Source organism: Bacillus sp. V2I10 (assembly GCF_030817055.1).
GTDB lineage: Bacteria > Bacillota > Bacilli > Bacillales > Bacillaceae > Bacillus_P.
In genome coordinates, this window is sequence record NZ_JAUSYV010000001.1 from 4,123,302 (window position 1) to 4,140,693 (window position 17,392).

19 protein-coding genes are annotated in these 17,392 nt (G+C 41.9%); 1 reads left to right on the forward strand and 18 read right to left on the reverse strand.

The window, feature by feature from the left end:
* Positions 1 to 30 precede the first annotated feature (30 nt).
* From QFZ72_RS20880 to QFZ72_RS20890, 3 genes are all read right to left on the reverse strand, one after another.
* The gene (locus QFZ72_RS20880) at positions 31 to 645 is read right to left on the reverse strand and encodes an FMN-dependent NADH-azoreductase (protein ID WP_307437269.1); all 615 of its coding nucleotides are present in this window, start codon (positions 643 to 645) and stop codon (positions 31 to 33) included.
* A gap of 50 nt (positions 646 to 695) precedes the next feature.
* The gene (locus tag QFZ72_RS20885; protein ID WP_307437272.1) at positions 696 to 2,075 is read right to left on the reverse strand and encodes an MFS transporter; all 1,380 of its coding nucleotides are present in this window, start codon (positions 2,073 to 2,075) and stop codon (positions 696 to 698) included.
* Positions 2,076 to 2,186: 111 nt separating this feature from the next.
* Complete coding sequence (locus QFZ72_RS20890; protein ID WP_307437274.1) at positions 2,187 to 2,777, reverse strand: TetR/AcrR family transcriptional regulator; 591 nt, start codon at positions 2,775 to 2,777, stop codon at positions 2,187 to 2,189.
* Between the two features lie 144 nt (positions 2,778 to 2,921).
* Between QFZ72_RS20890 and QFZ72_RS20895 the strand changes: the two genes are divergently transcribed.
* The gene (locus QFZ72_RS20895) at positions 2,922 to 3,599 is read left to right on the forward strand and encodes a carbonic anhydrase (protein WP_307439904.1); all 678 of its coding nucleotides are present in this window, start codon (positions 2,922 to 2,924) and stop codon (positions 3,597 to 3,599) included.
* Between the two features lie 184 nt (positions 3,600 to 3,783).
* Here the strand turns inward: QFZ72_RS20895 and QFZ72_RS20900 are convergent, their stop codons facing one another.
* The 15 genes from QFZ72_RS20900 to QFZ72_RS20970 all read right to left on the reverse strand — a co-directional run bounded on the left by QFZ72_RS20900 (position 3,784) and on the right by QFZ72_RS20970 (position 17,392).
* Positions 3,784 to 4,236, reverse strand: coding sequence for a YoqH family protein (locus QFZ72_RS20900; protein WP_307437277.1), 453 nt, complete (start codon positions 4,234 to 4,236; stop codon positions 3,784 to 3,786).
* 77 nt (positions 4,237 to 4,313) lie between these two features.
* Complete coding sequence (locus QFZ72_RS20905; protein ID WP_307437280.1) at positions 4,314 to 4,733, reverse strand: hypothetical protein; 420 nt, start codon at positions 4,731 to 4,733, stop codon at positions 4,314 to 4,316.
* A 443-nt stretch (positions 4,734 to 5,176) separates the two neighbouring features.
* Positions 5,177 to 5,956 (reverse strand): serine hydrolase, encoded by a 780-nt coding sequence (locus tag QFZ72_RS20910; RefSeq protein WP_307437283.1) that lies wholly within the window; start codon positions 5,954 to 5,956, stop codon positions 5,177 to 5,179.
* Positions 5,953 to 6,963: an ABC transporter ATP-binding protein gene (locus QFZ72_RS20915; protein WP_307439906.1), complete on the reverse strand. Its 1,011-nt coding sequence runs from the start codon at positions 6,961 to 6,963 to the stop codon at positions 5,953 to 5,955. Before QFZ72_RS20915 ends, QFZ72_RS20910 begins: the two co-directional genes overlap by 4 nt.
* Positions 6,960 to 7,880, reverse strand: a complete 921-nt coding sequence (locus QFZ72_RS20920) for a C40 family peptidase (RefSeq protein WP_307437285.1) — start codon at positions 7,878 to 7,880, stop codon at positions 6,960 to 6,962. Before QFZ72_RS20920 ends, QFZ72_RS20915 begins: the two co-directional genes overlap by 4 nt.
* A complete protein-coding gene (locus QFZ72_RS20925; protein WP_307437288.1) occupies positions 7,877 to 8,980 on the reverse strand; it encodes a dipeptide epimerase in 1,104 nt (367 codons plus the stop codon). Before QFZ72_RS20925 ends, QFZ72_RS20920 begins: the two co-directional genes overlap by 4 nt.
* Positions 8,981 to 8,995: 15 nt before the next feature.
* Positions 8,996 to 9,919, reverse strand: coding sequence for a S66 peptidase family protein (locus QFZ72_RS20930; RefSeq protein ID WP_307437290.1), 924 nt, complete (start codon positions 9,917 to 9,919; stop codon positions 8,996 to 8,998).
* 63 nt (positions 9,920 to 9,982) lie between these two features.
* On the reverse strand, positions 9,983 to 11,599 hold the full coding sequence (locus QFZ72_RS20935; RefSeq protein ID WP_307437292.1) for a peptide ABC transporter substrate-binding protein: 1,617 nt from the start codon (positions 11,597 to 11,599) through the stop codon (positions 9,983 to 9,985).
* A 32-nt stretch (positions 11,600 to 11,631) separates the two neighbouring features.
* Positions 11,632 to 12,627, reverse strand: coding sequence for an ABC transporter ATP-binding protein (locus tag QFZ72_RS20940; protein ID WP_307437295.1), 996 nt, complete (start codon positions 12,625 to 12,627; stop codon positions 11,632 to 11,634).
* 4 nt (positions 12,628 to 12,631) lie between these two features.
* Positions 12,632 to 13,585 carry an ABC transporter permease gene (locus QFZ72_RS20945; protein ID WP_307437297.1) on the reverse strand — a complete coding sequence of 318 codons (954 nt, stop codon included), beginning with the start codon at positions 13,583 to 13,585 and terminating at the stop codon, positions 12,632 to 12,634.
* Positions 13,585 to 14,517 (reverse strand): ABC transporter permease, encoded by a 933-nt coding sequence (locus tag QFZ72_RS20950; protein WP_307437299.1) that lies wholly within the window; start codon positions 14,515 to 14,517, stop codon positions 13,585 to 13,587. Before QFZ72_RS20950 ends, QFZ72_RS20945 begins: the two co-directional genes overlap by 1 nt.
* 13 nt (positions 14,518 to 14,530) lie before the next feature.
* Positions 14,531 to 15,355, reverse strand: coding sequence for a M55 family metallopeptidase (locus QFZ72_RS20955; RefSeq protein ID WP_307437303.1), 825 nt, complete (start codon positions 15,353 to 15,355; stop codon positions 14,531 to 14,533).
* 434 nt (positions 15,356 to 15,789) lie between these two features.
* A complete protein-coding gene (locus tag QFZ72_RS20960; RefSeq protein WP_307437306.1) occupies positions 15,790 to 16,203 on the reverse strand; it encodes a PaaI family thioesterase in 414 nt (137 codons plus the stop codon).
* 16 nt (positions 16,204 to 16,219) lie between these two features.
* Complete coding sequence (locus QFZ72_RS20965; RefSeq protein WP_307437308.1) at positions 16,220 to 17,002, reverse strand: enoyl-CoA hydratase/isomerase family protein; 783 nt, start codon at positions 17,000 to 17,002, stop codon at positions 16,220 to 16,222.
* Positions 17,003 to 17,008: 6 nt separating this feature from the next.
* The gene (locus tag QFZ72_RS20970; protein ID WP_307437311.1) at positions 17,009 to 17,392 is read right to left on the reverse strand and encodes a PaaI family thioesterase; all 384 of its coding nucleotides are present in this window, start codon (positions 17,390 to 17,392) and stop codon (positions 17,009 to 17,011) included.

The following is a 17,392-nucleotide window of genomic DNA, read 5'->3' on the forward strand; positions in this document are numbered from 1 at the left end:
CACATTTTAATGAAATGCGTTCTTAATCATTCAGAAATTCTTGGCTATTTGAACAGCTTTATATATCCCTTCCGCAATAATAGCTTCACGTTGATCAGGAAATTGATTATGTCCCTCAATAACTACTGTTGTAATGTCTGTTATACCAAATACATTCAAATGATTCTTAACAAAGCTTACAGCCATTTCAGAGGAATCTCCTTCGGCATATTTCCCGCCTCTTGCGTTTAATAATGCCACTTTCTTATTGGGTAATAGACCAACTAAGCCTTCAGCTGTATATTTAAATGTTTTACGTGGGTGATGCAAATAATCAAGGTACGAGTGTAACACGGCAGGAACGGTTAAGTTCCAAAGTGGAAAGGCCATAACCACTTTATCAGCAGCTACAAATTGTTCAAGGTGCTTAGCCACAACATCATGTACAGACCTTTCCTCTAGTGTAAGCTCCATTCCCTGAGAGGATTTGAAATTTCCACTAATCATAACATCACCTAAATAAGGTAATGGTTCTTTAAATAAATCGAGTTCAATCACCGTGTCATTAGGGTATGAGGCTCTAAAGCTCTCTAAAAAAGCATCATATAATTTCCCACTAACAGATTCTTGACGATTGTTCGCTTTTATAAATAAAGTTGTTGTCATTTTAATCTCCTCCAAATTTGAGTAATAGTGAAAATTGATCTAAACTATCTTCAACCTTCCAACTGAATGCTTTTTCTCTTTGCTCTGCCATACTGGAAATAGTAAAACAACAGAATGACCACATGTAAAGCAGCAAGTACGAAGAAGATATTACTGTAAATAAAACCTTTTGAATTGATATTTAACGGATTCCAGAGGACATCAGAACCAATATCCACAACCCAGCTATAAACCCCTGTAGCCATTCCTCCAGCAATAAAATTCATCATTGAAAAGAGTCCCATTCCAACTCCAACCTGCTCCTTTGGTAATGTTCTTGAGATTGAATTGGACATAGAAATGAGCATAAAGGATTGCCCGACATTACCGAAAATCAGAAACATGGCAATGAAAAATGGAGAACTTCCAGTAAAGGTTGAAAGTAAAACAAAACAGGTCAATAATGATCCTGATGCAACAAAGAATAGATGCGAGTTCCCCTTCATGTCAGCTAATTTGCCGCCCTTTCTCCCCAAAATGGCTGAGGCAACTGCGGCAGGAACCATTGCAAAACCAATCCAACTAGATGTTAGCTGATGAACCTGTGATAGAAGCAGGGGACTAAGAAAATAGAGAGAAAAACCAATCCCGTTTATTAGAAAAGCAAGCGTTAAAACGAGTATATACTCCTTGTTTTCAAAGAGTTTAGGTTGAACAAACGGATCGGCAACGGTACGAATTCGAGCTATGAAGAACACCAGAGCCAGTAACCCCCCAATCAGAAACCACCATGTTCCATTCGTAACACCAAGAAGAAAAAAAGCTACTGCTGCAGCTAACAAACCTCCTCCAAACCAGTCAAATTTTCCAAACATCCCCTGCTTCTCATCTTTCAAATATTTACGGTAAAAAGGTAGCGTGATTAAAATTAAGAGAGGGATACAGAATAACCAGCGCCAATGAGCAACACCAACAATTAATGCAGAAATAACTGGTCCAAGAGCACTGCCTATCGCCAATCCTACTGCCGCCAGGCCTAAAGCTGAACCTCTTCGCTCTGGAGTAATGTAGCGTACCGGAATAAGCATGGCCGTTGCTGGGATAGCAGCAGCCCCCATTGCCTGCAAGCACCTTCCGACAAGCGCTAACCAGAATGTTTGGGAAACTAGACCGACCAGTGAACCGATAGCAAAAAGTATCAATCCGAACGTCAGCAAATTTTTGAGCTTGTAGCTATCTGATAACTTCCCATAAGTCACTGTCCCAATCGCATAAATCAGAGCATACGCAGAAGAGAACCAGCTTACTTGAGAGATAGAAAGATTAAACTCTTCACTAATATCAGGGAGTACAATGTTAAACATTAATCCACTCATCGCTGATATGATGAGCGTAAACATTAAAATGAGCATCAATTTCTCACCAGTTTGTTGCTGAACTTCCTTTTCCATTCCTTACACTCCTTTCGTTTTCTTTTTTTAAGAACAAGGTTTTCCTTATCCTTAACACACAAATCGCATTAATTTCTGTCAGTACTGACCGACATTTTGTTTTTTAAAATACTAGGGGGTTAAAGCCCTAGTAAATATCTGGACACTTTCCATTATAAATTCTTCAAGTGATACGGTTGGAAAGTTAGCATTAGACTCCAGATCGTTCATAAATGCACCAAAATTCATCATCATGAACGACAACGCCTGAACTTCCGGGTTCGTCTGTATCAGTTTGCCTTTCTCAAACATAACCGTGAAATAACCTGTTAAGATTTCCATTAATTGTTGAGGCTGTTTCTGTGTTCTTTCTCGAAACCCTGGCATATTGCCTTCTTCCTTAATACTGATCTGAATCATTTTCCGGTTGCGGTTCATAATTTCATGGTACGTCCTGCTAATCATGAGCAAATCTGCTTGTAAATCCCACACAAGCTTCTCGTTAAAAAGCTTTTTCATCTCTTCGATATAATGAAAACGGTCAAAAGCAGATTCGAGAAGATTTTGCTTGCTACCAAAGTGGCGAAACAACGTCTTTTCGCTTAAACCAGCTGTGGTAGCGATTTCCATAGTAGTCACTCCATTGTAGCCTTTCTCAGCTATTAGATCGATAGCTGCCAACAGCAGTTTATCATTGCTGCTCAGATTTTTACTTTTGATCATTCGTTCACCCTCTTTTTTTTATTTTGACTGTCAGTACTTACTGTAATTTTATATTATTCCATTTACTGTTAAATGTCAAAAGGAATTTCAATTTTTTCATAAAAAAATGTTGTCTTATCGAAGAAGTCGAGTAGAAGGGAGCCTATCTATGAAGGGGAAACAGGACCTGAACACTGGGGAGAATTGGACCAAGCGAACTCAACATGTGTCAACGGAAGTGAACAATCTCCAATTACTATTGAATTTTCACAGGTAAAAACCGATAAAAAAATGGAAAACATTCAGATTCAATATGAGCCTACACCTTTTACACTTGTAAACAACGGTCATACCGTGCAGGCTAATGCCACAACAGAAAGCAACAGTATTTTAGTTGAAGGAAATAAGTACAATCTCGCTCAATTTCATTTCCATACTCCGAGTGAACATCAATTTAATGGCCAAAATTATGATATGGAGCTACACCTTGTACATAAAGACGCGAATGGAAAGATTACCGTCCTTGGAGTGATGATACAAGAGGGTAAAAAAAATGAAAAACTTGCATCTATTTGGGATGTATTACCGAAGGAAGAAACAGGAGAAGATATTTCCGTAAAAGAACCGGTCGATTTACAGGGTATACTCCCTCAAGAACAAATGTCTTTTCGTTATAATGGATCGTTAACAACTCCTCCTTGTACAGAAGAAGTGAAATGGATCATATTTGAGCAGCCGATTGAAATGTCGAAAGAACAAATTCAGGCATTCCAGCAAATCCTCCCTGACAACCATCGTCCTGTTCAACCTTTAAATGATCGTGAATTATATGGAACTAAATAAAGAATGATTTCATGTAGTGATGACCACTTAAAGAAAAGTTGAGTGGTCATTTTCCTGTTTCCCGAAGAAAAATACCTCACAAACTCATATTTTACGGTAAATAAGAAGAATCCATTTTAAAAAAAAGATTGTTCAAAATGGATTCTTATCTAGGGTTAGTGTATTCCCCCGATTTGTTAATAAATCATTTACAGAATGTAATAGGCTTCGTTAATACACTTGGTCCCAATTTTTCGGTTTTAGAGTTAGAGAGTCTAACCTGAACTTCTGCGTTTTTCATCCTTGCTGTTATTAAATCAAATCTTCCTGCCCAGGTTGGACGATCTTCTTCAGGAGTAGGGTACAGCCTAAAACGCCAACTTATTTCACCTGGTATAAAGGCAAAACCTTCATACCCATCGTAATTCCCATAGGAAGACGGTTCTGGGAGGTGAACTGCAAGTATACTCACATTCGTGCGAGCAAAACTAGGCGGATTTAGTTGAACTTTATAGATCAAAGCTGTTCCTTTTGCATTTTTCAGATTTTTATCTACTGGCTCTAATACCATACTGCAAGGCATACTGATTGCATTTGTTTGAGCAGGATTCATAGCAAAAATAGAAATTAAGGATATTGCCAAAACAAATTGTTTCAAATAAAACACCTCTCCTGAATTTGTTTGGTTAGTATCCCCCATTCTGCTTTAATTACTGTTTAGATTCTTTTCAATTATTATCTCTTTATTAGCATTTTATCTAATTCACGCACTTTGTCATATGACTCTAATAGGTGTTCAGTTACCAATGTTCTCCCATATTCCCAAGCGTTGGTTTCTATTTCAGACATAAGTTTTTCTTTTTCTTCATCGTCACCATAGATCAGGGTTCTTAAATCATGTTTGTTTTTCTTAAAACTTAAATAATAGCCAATCTCATGATAAAGAATGATTTTCACAAAATTTTCATCCGACTCTTTAATTCTTACCTTCCCTCTATACCCGTTTATTTGAAGATAATTAAATTTAATCGTATTTGTCGATACGTTAAAACTCATTGGTGCTGGCAGATTATTATCAAATTCATACTTAATATCTAAACTGTGCTCATGTAGTGTCGTTTTAATTATTTTCTCAATATCCCATATATATAGCATCTTATCTCTCCCTGCTAAAATTCTCAGTAATAATTAGCTTATTTTCAATTATTTTATAATGTCATACTTTCCATTTGACTATCAATTATATAGCATTTAGATAAGATCATCTTACTATTTAAGTTTCTCTTTTGAACTTCCTCTATTATTTTAATTATTCCTATTTAAGTAATTGCCCCAAATGTTGAATATTCATTATTCACATTAATTAATATCGCACTTTTCCCCTAGAGTTTGAAAACGGTTTCCTTTAAAAGATTCTTTATCATTGACTAAATACCTCCTTCATCTTTTTGGCCCAAATGAAAAAAGACGCCTTCGCTTAAACCGATAATCATGCAGACAATAAAAAAACGAGCAAAAATCTCTGCGATTTCATACTCGTTTTACAAGTTGTTTTTTAAGTTATTTGAACTGCTTATCCATAAACAGTTTGATCTTTGTTACATGTCTATAAGCTCTTCATAAATTAGTTTCCCGATTTCACTGATTGTCCTTCTGCCTGCTTCCTTATTCAAAAGCTGATCAATCAGCACGGCGATATAGGCCGTTCGATCGCCAAAGCGGATGATTGCACAGTCATGCTCAATGCCTGGAAGCTCTCCGGTTTTGTTGCCTGCGTATACCTTTTCCTTATCCATATGATAGGGAAGCTTGTCTGTGAATTGCTGCTTTTGAAGGATGTCTGCCATCTGTTTTCTGCTTGCTGTGGAAAGGAAGCCTTCCCCGCCGATTGCTTTCAGGCACTTCAGTATGTCATCTGCGGTCGTCCAGTTATTCAAACCGTTTTTGATTGCTTCCAAATCCATCATATCCCGGTTCAGCTCAGTGCCTTTAAGGTTTAGTTCCTTTATACAGGCGCTTATTGCCGTTCTTCCGGCTTTATGAATCATGTAATTTGTCGCCGCATTATCAGAAACGACAATCATTAATGAAAGCAAATCCAAAATGGTTAAGACAGCATCATCTGAAAAAGACTGCAGGACACCGGCTCCGCCTGTTTTTTCAATATCACACATTTTCACCTTTTCTTCTAAAGTAAGAATACCGTGCTCTTTTAGATGAAAAGCTGTCAGCAGGATGGGAAGTTTAATCAGACTCGCCGATGAAAAAATTTCGCGACTGTCCCGTTCGAAGATTTTTCCATCAAGATCTAGTGAGAGTCCTATTCTTCCAGGACAGCATTCAATCACTTCCTGCAGCCTCTGCTCAAAGTCCGTCATTTCGTCGCTGCGATTTGAGAAAAATCCTGGTCGCCCATGATGCTGCGGTCATATAAATGACAGGCAACGAAATGATTTTCCTCTACTTCCTGCCACACGGGCTTTCTAGAAGCACAGGCTTCCATCGCATAGGCACAGCGTGTTCTGAATACACAGCCGCTCGGCGGATTCATTGGGCTCGGCAGCTCGCCCTGCAGGATAATGCGCTCCCGCTTATCCTCTACATCCGGATCAGGAATCGGAATAGCAGTCAAAAGTGCCTGTGTATAAGGGTGCAGCGGTTTTTTGTAAAGCTCTCTGCTTGCGGTCTGCTCGACAAGGTGGCCTAAATACATAACCCCGATGCGGTCGCTGATTTGCTTCACCATGGACAGATCATGCGCGATAAAAAGGTAAGTCAGTCCCTTTTCCTTTTGCAGGCGCTTCATTAGATTCACTACTTGAGCCTGCACGGAAACATCGAGAGCCGAAATCGGCTCATCTGCGATAATGAATTCCGGATCAAGGGCAAGTGCGCGTGCAATACCGATCCGCTGTCTTTGGCCGCCGCTGAATTCGTGCGGATAGCGGTTGGCATGATCACGGTTTAAACCCACATCTTCAAGGAGCTGATGCACTTTTTCCGTCCGGCCCTGCTTATTTTTATACATGCCGTGAACTTCCATTGGTTCAGAGATGATCTCAAGGACAGTTGACCGCGGATTTAATGATGCATATGGATCCTGAAAAATCATTTGCATCTGACGATAGTAGGCAAATTTGTCTTTTCCTTTTAATTCATGGATGTTTTTGCCGTTAAATAATACTTCTCCTTCTGTCTGATCGTATAAACCGAGTATGGTCCTGCCGGCAGTTGATTTTCCGCACCCTGATTCCCCGACGATGCCGTACGTTTCACCTTTTTTCACCGTGAATGAAATGCCGTCTACTGCTTTTAGCGTTGCCCCTTTACCAAGGTGAAAATGTTTCTTTAAATTTCGTACTTCCAGCAAGTTCTCCACTGTTATCCCTCCGTCTTTAGCCAATAGCGTCTAGCTGCACATAATTCCTTTTCATAAATGGTTCCGGCCATATCAAGAATCTCAATCGACTTCCCGGTGTTTGGCGAATGAAGAAGCTTTCCGTCTCCGTAATAAATGCCTACGTGATGAAGGTTTCCTTTCCCTTCTTCGTACGCAAAAAACAATAAATCGCCAGGCTCAATCTCGGCAAGCTCTACTTTCCCCCCTGAAGCAGCCTGATCATGGGCATCTCTTGGAATCATGTATCCATTTGCTCTGCACATGGTGTAACTGAACCCTGAACAATCAAATCCAAAGCTGCTCATTCCGCCCCAAAGATAAGGAAGACCGATGAATCTTTCGCCCTCATCCACAATGTCCTGACCACTTCCATTCGGAACACTTTCAAAAGCATCATAAATGGAAACATCCGCTGCCTTCAGTTTCCCTTTGCCATATGGAGTTTCTACTTCAATCCACTCTGTTCCTTCTTTTAGAACTGTCAAGATGGTTTGAAAGCTTAGAACAAATTGAGGTGTTTCATCTTCAGAATAAAGCATGGTTTTTTTGCTTTGAACAACTGCGATAGGACCATGCAGTGATTCTGCATTCAGCTCGATTTGGCAAAGCGGCATCCACCCCGGGTACCCTCTTTCATCCTTTGAAGAGGACTGAGAGGGAATAATGACATGTGCATAGCCATCCTGTTCGTCCATGATCCATACTTCTTCTCCAAGCAAAGCCTGAGTCTGAATCCGATTTTCATTACATAGAGCAAGACTCGTTTCATATGTAAGCCCGTTCAGCCATGATTCAATGTCAGCCGGATTCACAACTGCTTTTTCATCCAAATCACGCGGGGAATCCTTTGACGTCCATACGGTTGCAACGGATACCGCAACTCTTCCTTTTCTTATTGTCATTTTGCTGAAACCTCCCCGTCATTTACAAGAACATCTGAAATTCCAAGCCCGTTTCCTTCTGAAAATGTCATTTTTCTTCCGTTATATCGGACTCCTCCCTCTACAATTTCTTTTGCAAGCATGAGCGGGGCGTCGAAGTCAAAACGTGTAATGTTCTTTTTGGCTGCTGCAAAGTGAGCGGCTGCGGTAATGCCGATTCGCGTTTCGATCATGCTTCCAACCATGCATTCAACCCCGCATATTTCAGCAAGCTGATTGATCATGGCAGCTTGATAGATGCCCCCTGCTTTCATTAATTTAATGTTAATCAAATCTGCACTTCTCGTTTTCAGAACTTCAAAGGCCTGCTTCGGAGTAAACACACTTTCATCCGCCATAATCGGTGTTTCCACGGTATCAGTTACTTGCTTTAATCCTTCAATGTCATGAGCTTTCACTGGCTGCTCAACTAATTCGATGTTCAAGCCCAGGTCTTCCATTTTGCCTATTACAGTGACCGCTTCCTTTGGCTTCCATCCTTGGTTGGCATCAAGACGGATTTTAATATCCGGACCGACACGGCTTCTGACTTCCCTGATCCGGTCGATATCCAGAGCACTGTCGCCAAGCCCAACCTTCACCTTTAAAACATTAAAACCATTTTGAATATAGGAAGCAGCATCTTCTCCCATTTCCCGCACGTCATTTACACTGACGGTAAAATCTGTTTCCATTTTATCTTTATAACCGCCTAAATATTGATAAAGCGGCAGTCTGCTATGCTTGGCAAGGCAATCATAAAGGGCCATGTCCACTGCGGCTTTTGCACTTGAATTGCCAGCTAAGACCATTTGTATTCCCTGGAAAATAACTTCGTAGTTCAATAGATTTTTGCCGATTAAAAAAGGCTTCAGCACTTGATGAATACTGGCTTCTATACTCGAGAGACTATCACCCGTAATGACAAGTGTCGGCGGCGCTTCTCCCCAGCCGGTAATACCGCTTTCGCACGTCACTTTTAAGATGACGGATTCTGCTGTCACAACTGTCCGGAGTGCCGTTTTAAAAGGCTTTGTCAGAGGGACAGCCACCCGAAATGTTTCCACTTGTTCGATTTTCATAAAAATCCACCCTTTTTAAAGAATTCCGCTTTCGATTACAACTTTCTTTTCGAATGTATTCATTTCTGCATGTGTTCCAAGCGGAACAGAGATATTAGGACTGCAGTGTCCGATTTTAAACCCTCTTAAAGCCGGTTTGCCTGCAAGTTTTATGTAATGGGCCAGCACTTCATCAAGCGGAATCGAATTCTTTCGTTTTTGAGGAACGCAGTTATGAAAATCAGCGACGAGAATACCAGCTGCGTCTGTTAACTTGCCTGCCATATAAAGCTGATTCAGCATGCGGTCGACTGCATAAGGCTCTTCATCAATGTCTTCAATTAAAAGCAGTTTCTCTTTCGAATCAATCTCAAAAGCGGTACCGACCGAGCTTGTGATTAATGATAGATTCCCGCCAACAAGCTTACCGCTTGCTTTTCCTTCCAGCATGATTTCAAGGGGTGAAAGAGATTCATTATAAGTCAGAGGGCTGTTCTCAAAAAGCTGATGAAAATACTGTTTGGTTAACGGAAGAACACCTGCTTCCTCTCCAAAATCAGAGCTGAGCATAGGTCCGTGAAACGTAACGAGACCGGTCTTCTGTCTGATGGCTGTATGTAAAAAAGTAATATCGCTGTAGCCCCAGAAAATCTTCGGGTTCTTTTGAATAAGGTCATAGTCTAATAGAGAGGCCATTCGGGCTGTTCCAAAGCCGCCGCACGCGCAGATGATGGCTTTAACCTCTTGATCCTGAAACATCGTATGAATATCTTCTGCTCTTTCTTCATCTGTTCCTGCAAGATATCCGTATTCCCGTTCAATATGTTTGCCGAGCTTAAATTTCAAGCCTGTTTCTTCTAAAAAAGAAAGGGAGCGCTTAAGGTTCTCTTTATTCGGAGGACTTGCCGGGGAAATAATGCCGATTGTATCGCCTTTTTTTAAAGCCTGGGATTTTATCATGCTACTAGTCTCCTTTATATAGAAAAGGGATGTTCAATCAGCTGAACACCCCTTTTGCCTGGCTTACTTCTTATCTGCCCATTTTAATTCCAAATATCCGACAGGGTGACGGACGATGCCTGATACATCTTCATTTTGCAAGTAAACCTGGTTGTAGAAATGGATCGGAATGATCGGTGCTTCTTCAAATAAAATCTTTTCTGCCTTGTACAGCATGTCAAAGCGTTTTGCTTCGTCAGATTCATTTTTAGAGTCTTTGATTAATTGATCGTACTCAGCATTTGTCCAGCCTGTGCGGTTCATAGAATGTCCTGTTTGAAAGTTCTCAAGGAAGTTTACAGGATCGGCATAGTCAGCTAAGAATGAACTTCTTGAAAGCTGGAATTTCAATGCTTTTTGATCTTCTGCAAATACGTTCGCTTCAAGGTTCGCAAGTTTAACATCCACGCCTAAGTTTTCCTTAAACATTTGCTGAAGCGCTTCTGCAATTTTCTTATGCGTATCATCTGTGCTGTAAGTTAATGTGACTTCAGGAAGCTTGTCATAGCCTTCTTCTTTCATGCCTTTTTCAAGCAATGCTTTTGCTTCAGCTGCATCTGTTTTTACAAGATCGCCGCTTGCTTCGCGGAAGTCTTTGCCTGATGGATCTTTAAAGCCAGGAGAAACGAAGCCGTATGCAGCTGTTTCCTGGTTTTTCGTTACGAAATCAACGATTTGCTTTTGATCAACTGCCATTGCAAATGCTTTGCGGATGTTTACGTTCTGGAACGGTTCAAGAGTAACGTTCATGCGGTAGAAGTAATCTCCTGCCTGTTCTTCAACATTTGCTTTTCCTTCTTCAAAAAGAGATTCTGCCAAGTCAGCAGGCACGTCTGATGTATCCAATTCACCTGTTTGGTAGAGCTGGTATTCTGTATTAGTATCTTCTACGATCGCCCAATGAACGCCATCAAGCTTCACGTTTTTTGCATCCCAGTACTGATCGTTTTTCTTCATTACAAATTCCTTGTCATGCTCCCATGACTCGAGTGAGAAAGGTCCGTTGCCAACAAACGTGTCAGCTTCTGCAAACCAGTCTGGTGTTTCCGCAGCTACTTTTTCATTTACCGGGAAAAATGCCGGGTTCGCAATGACACTTAAGAAATATGCTTGAGGACTGATTAGCGTAACCTCAAATGTCTTTTTGTCAACAGCTTTCACTTTTACATCATCTGCAGAGCCAGTTCCGCTGTTGTAAGCTTCTCCGCCCTCAATGAAGTAGCCTAAAAATGCTGCTCCTGATCCTGTTTCAGGATTTAAAAGGCGTTTCCATGCAAACACGAAATCCTCAGCTGTTAAATCATCGCCGTTTGACCATTTTGCATTTTCGCGAATGTGAAACGTGTACGTTTTGCCATCTTCAGAAACGTCCCATTTCTCAGCCGCTGCTGCTTCAGGCTCATGATCTTTTCCTAAACGGGTAAGACCTTCCATTAAGTTGTTCAGCGCATTCCATGAAACAGCGTCAAATCCAATGACAGGGTCAAATGATGTTGGTTCAGCTCCATTATTCAGGTGCAAAATTTTCTCTTTTTCTTTTTCTTCTTTTTCTGTATCTTTTCCTGCACTCTCATTTGCTGTACATGCTGCAAGTACGAATACTAACAATGCAGTCAGGAACATAGCCATCCACTTTTTCATTGTTCTCCCCCTCTTATTCTTGATCTATAGGTTTATTTCATTGATGCTGCAGCTAATGCGCGGCTGTCCTGCAGCCAGCAGTCCACTTGGTGCTCTTTGCTCAATGCAGACGTAAAAGGATACACACGATCACAAACTTCCATTGCATGCTCACACCTTGGCGCAAACGGGCACCCTTCAGGAGGCGAAAATAAATCCGGAGGTGAACCTGCAATCGGAATCAGCTCTTCTCCTTCAATGTCAAGACGAGGGATGGAGCGAAGCAGTCCCTTTGTGTACGGATGCTGCGGCTGATAAAAAATTTCTCTTCTTGATCCTGCTTCCACGATTTTACCGGCATACATAACCGCTACTCGATCAGCTACTTGTGCGACAACACCCAAATCATGGGTAATCAGAATAATGGAAACGCCTGTTTTCTTCTGAATGTCGCGGAATAAATCGAGAATTTGAGCCTGAATCGTCACATCAAGAGCGGTGGTCGGTTCATCTGCGATTAACACTTCAGGCTCGCAGACAAGAGCCATCGCAATCACAATCCGCTGCCGCATGCCTCCGCTGAATTGATGCGGATACTGCTTTAACCGGGCTTCAGGGCTTGGGATGCCAACAAGATTCATCATCTCAAGTGCTTTTTGTTTTGCCTTTTCTTTCGGCATGCTTTCGTGCTGGATAATGCCTTCCATGATTTGATCACCTATGGTCAGCGTCGGATTCAGCGCTGTCATCGGATCCTGAAAGATCATTGATATTTCAGCGCCGCGAAGCTTTCTCAGCTCTTTTTCCTTCATTTTGGTTACGTCTTTTCCTTTAAAAAGGATAGAGCCTGAATCAATTGTTCCCGGCGGTTCAGGAATTAAGCGCATAATGCTTTGAGAAGTCACACTTTTTCCGCAGCCCGATTCTCCTACTATTGCGAGTGTTTCGCCTTTTCGCAAATCAAAGCTTACACCACGGACCGCTTTTACACTTCCCCCGTATGTTTGAAAAGAAACATGGAGTTCGTTTACTTCTAGTACTTTTTCCATGATGTTACCTCCTTAGCTTCGGATCAAGCGCATCCTGCAGTCCGTCTCCAAGCACGTTAAATGCAAACATCGTCAGAGAGATACAGAGGGCAGGAAAAAAGAGGCGCCACCAGTGTCCTGTTAAGATTGTTGAAAGAGCATCACTTGCCATCACACCCCAGCTTGCAAACGGAGCCTGAATCCCAAGACCGAGAAAACTCAGAAACGCTTCTGCAAAAATAGCAGAAGGAACAGTAAGTGTTATTTGAACAATAATCGGCCCCATTGTATTGGGCAGGAGGTTTTTCCTGATGATCCTGCTAGTTTTCGTACCGAATGATTTAGAAGCATGAACATATTCATAGTTTTTGATTTGAAGAACCTGTCCCCTTACGATCCTCGCCATGCCGATCCAGCCTGTGACAGTCAGCGCAACGATAATGGTAAACAAACCAGGCCCCATCACGACCATGAGCAAAATAACGACAAGCAAATAAGGAAGGCCATACAGAACTTCAACGACACGCATCATGTAATGGTCGATTTTTCCTCCTTTATAGCCGGCAATTCCGCCGTAAAGAACCCCAATCGCAAAATCAATTAATGCGGCAATCGCTGCCACGAAAAGCGAAATTCTCGCCCCGTACCAAGTTCTTGTAAAAACATCGCGGCCTAGTTCATCTGTACCGAACCAGTATTTAGCGGACGGAGGCAGATTTTGATCAGTCAGAATTTGTGTTCTGACGGAATGCGGTGAAATGATCGGCCCGAAAATGGCCATGAAGGCAATAAAAATCAAGAAGAGCAAGCCTGTCATGGCAAGCTTATTTTTACGCAGTCTTCTCCAGGCATCATGCCAGTAGGAAAGACTTGGTCTGACGACGGCTTCTGCATCCTGCTTGTCCCTGCTTTTTGGAACAAACCACTCATCAGGGATATCCCGGGAAAGATGAGGATCATGCTGTTTTCTAAGCTCCATTATCTTCCCTCCCTTTTATTTAATTGAATTCTCGGATCTAAAATTCCATATGCCACATCTACAAGGAACAGCATCACGATCAAAATTGTACTGTAAAAAACGGTCGTACCCATAATGACCGGATAGTCGCGGGTTCCAATGCTTTCTATAAAGTATTTTCCCATGCCGGGTATCGCGAAAATTTTCTCAATTACAAATGTTCCTGTTAAAATACTGGCCGCAAGCGTACCAAGAACTGTTACAACTGGCAGCAGTGCGTTTCTAAGCGCATGCTTGAACACGATTTTGACTGGTGAAAGTCCTTTTGCCCGGGCTGTCCGAATGTAATCCTGAGTAAGCACTTCAAGCATGCTTGACCTTGTCAGACGCGCAATGATCGCCATCGGTCCTGTTGCAAGCGCAAGTGTCGGCAAAATCATGTGCATCGGGCTCGACCAGGTTGCAGCAGGCAGTATTTTTAAATTAACAGCCAGATTTTGAATTAATAGGGTCGCCATAATAAAGTTTGGAACGGATATCCCGAGAACGGCGATTGTCATGGCTAAATAATCGATGAATCCGTTGTGGCGGAGCGCTGCAATAATGCCCAGCGCAATTCCCGAAAAGACAGCTACAATAAGCGTGACGATTCCAAGCTCAAAGGAAACCGGAAAGCCGCGGCCGAGCAGTTCATTGACTGTTTGAGAAGACTTTTTGATAGAAGGTCCAAAATCAAATGTGACAAGTGATTTCATGTACATCGCATATTGTACGGGCAGCGGTTCATCTAAATGGTAATAAGCTTCAAGATTTCGCTGAACCGCTTCGCTTGTCCCGCGTTCCTGATTAAAAGGCGAACCGGGAATCGTATGCATCAGAACGAACGTGAGCGTAATGATCAGCCAAAGTGTAAGGATCATGGAAAGCAGACGTTTAAAAAGATATGTATTCATAAATTCTCACTTCCTAACAGAATGTCGTTCTCATCGCAAGCTCCGTCATCACGAGCATTGCCCGGTAAGCCTCGAGAATGTCGCGTGCCTGGTAGCGGACAATCGTGGTGTTTTCAACAAGCTTTGTTCCCGGCATAAGCGCAGCCCATTCAGCCTGTCCGTAATTGGCAAACTCGATTGCTAATAGCGGATTGTCCGGAGGAGTGAGCGGTTTAACGTTTTCTCTGTTTTTAATGGCGAGGGCTGTCTTTTCTTTGAGCAGCTCTCCTGCTTTGACAGGTGTCAGTGATTTAACGACAGACCTTGAAATGGTCTCCTTTACGACAGCTGTCGTGATATTCGGTATGAGCGCTTCCGCTTCCATTGCCGCCTGATCATCTCCGGCAACCATCAATACCGGTACCCCGTGATAGCCGGCAACATAAGCATTAAAGCCTAATTCTCCAACAGCCGTATCATTTATGTAGATCTCCCTGACCCCAAAAATCATCGTATGTGACATCACGCCTTTTTTTGAAGCGCGTGCATGATACCCGACAAACATCGCACCGTAAAAACTGTCATCAAGTCCCTGCACCATGCTGTATGGTTTTACATCTCCCGTAATCAGCTGTGTTTCCGGATGCAGTCTTTCGATCAGCAAATTGTTCATTTTTGAATGACTGTCATTGACAATGACCTCTTTTGCACCATGGTCAAAGGCAGATTGGATGACATAATTGGCTTCATCCGTCATGATTTGACGGCCCCGTTCGTAATTGTGCTTAGATGAATTCACATGTGTCTCATCTGCGAGTCCAGTGATTCCTTCCATATCAACTGAGACATATATCTTCACCCAGATTCCCCCTGTTTATATTTCCAATTTTCTTAAAATTATAAATTAAATATCATTACTTTACAATAACATTTACATAAAAATACACAATCCCGAATACATTTACTTCATTTACCATGGATAAAAAGTCCTAATAAATACACATTTTAGTAGATTGAAATGTGCAGGAAAACCTATCTTCCAAGTCAATAGATAGAGTAAAAGAATGAATTTTTCAGGAGTTTTAAAAAACAATAATTTTAATAGCAAGCACGAAAAACCCTTTATTTATAAAGGGTTTTAATGACCATTCATCCGAGATCTCGTTACACCCGGCAGGTACACGGACAAATATCCCGATCTGCATACTTTCCATTCGGCCAGATTTGTTCCGCCTGCCGGAAAACAGTTATTTAGACTCCCTGCCGAATTTCACGTGCATAAGCTTCGCCCATCTAAATACCTTCTGCTTCTCTGATAACTTTAAACGTCCCTGTTCCCTTGGCCACTATTTTTCCAGAGGAATCTCTGATTTCACCTTCCAAAAAAGCAAGCTTATAACCAAGCTGCAAAACGTTTGCTTCTGCGAAAATGTCACCTTCTGAAATGGCTGCCAAGTATTGCGTGTTTAGGTTTAATGTTGCACAACTAGTTTTCGTAATGGATCTAAGCAGCATGCCCTGGATAAAATCCAGCATTGTCGCATGAACACCGCCGTGCAGCGTTCCATTTGCATTCAGTACATGTTCTTTGATTGTGAGCTTAATTTTTACGGAATGCTCTTCAAAATGAATGATTTCAATTCCCATATGGTTGAAAAAAGGGCTGCTTTCAAAGCTTTCCCGAATATCCTGAACGAGAATGGCCACGTGCGTTCATCCTTTCTTATTTGGCAGTGAATTGAGGCTTTCTTTTTTCTAAGAAGGCAGACGTTCCCTCATTTTTATCATCAGTTGAAAAAAGAACAGCCTGCGCAAGCTTTTCAATCACTAGTCCTGTTTTTTGATCTGCATCAAATCCTGCATGTACAGCAAGCTTCGCAAGTTTTACCGCAAGAGGACCTTTTGAAAGAATTTGTCCTGCTGCTTCCTCGGTTTTTTCCTGCAGCTCTTCGATGCTTGCAATCTCCGACACGAGCCCTATTCGGTACGCTTCCTTCGCATCAATGATTTTCCCTCTTAGAATCATATCCATTGCAACACCTTTTCCAACAAGTCTTGCTAGCCGCTGTGTTCCGCCGGCACTTGGTATGATGGATAAATTCAGCTCAGGCAGTCCGAACTTGGCATTTTCTGAAGCAATCCGGATATCACATGCCATCGCAAGCTCGCAGCCTCCGCCAAGTGCAAACCCATTCACCATGGCGATTGTTGGTTTATCGTAGGCTTCTATGTAATCATAAACCTGCTGCATGCCTCCGCGGTTAAAGACATCAAGTGCTGTTCTTGACTTCAGCTGGCCGATATCAGCCCCTGCAGCAAATGATCTTTCGCCGCTTCCGGTAAACACCACACATCCGGTCTCATCATCTGATGCAAGGATTTCTAAAGCTTCCATCATTTCAATTAACGTTTCTTTGTTTAAGGCATTTCGAAGCTCAGGTCGATTGATGACAAGATAAGCAAGTCCATTTGATTTTCTGATCTCAATATTTGCAAAAGCGTTCATTTTTCTTCAGCTCCTTTTTTTCAGCAGTTTAAAGTCTGCCTGGCTTTTCGCAATCAGGGACTTGTGTTCGTCGAAGACCCAGCCTTCAGCAGATGCCATGCCCTCAAAACAGTGCGTCACCTTAGCCCTGCATAATAATGACGACTTGACGGATGAATCAAAAATGGTTGTGGTTAAGGCAATTGTTGCAGAAGGAGCACCTCCCGCTTTAGAAGCAGCTGTTCCCATGGCAATATCAAGCATCGTGTAAAAAATCCCGCTTCCAATCGTTTCGGAATCTGCAAGATGCTCTTTTTCAATCACAGCGGAAATGATAATCTCTTCTCCTTGATTCTGCTCCCTCCTAAGGGACAAATGGTCAAAAAAAGATGAATGCATAATGTCCAGCAT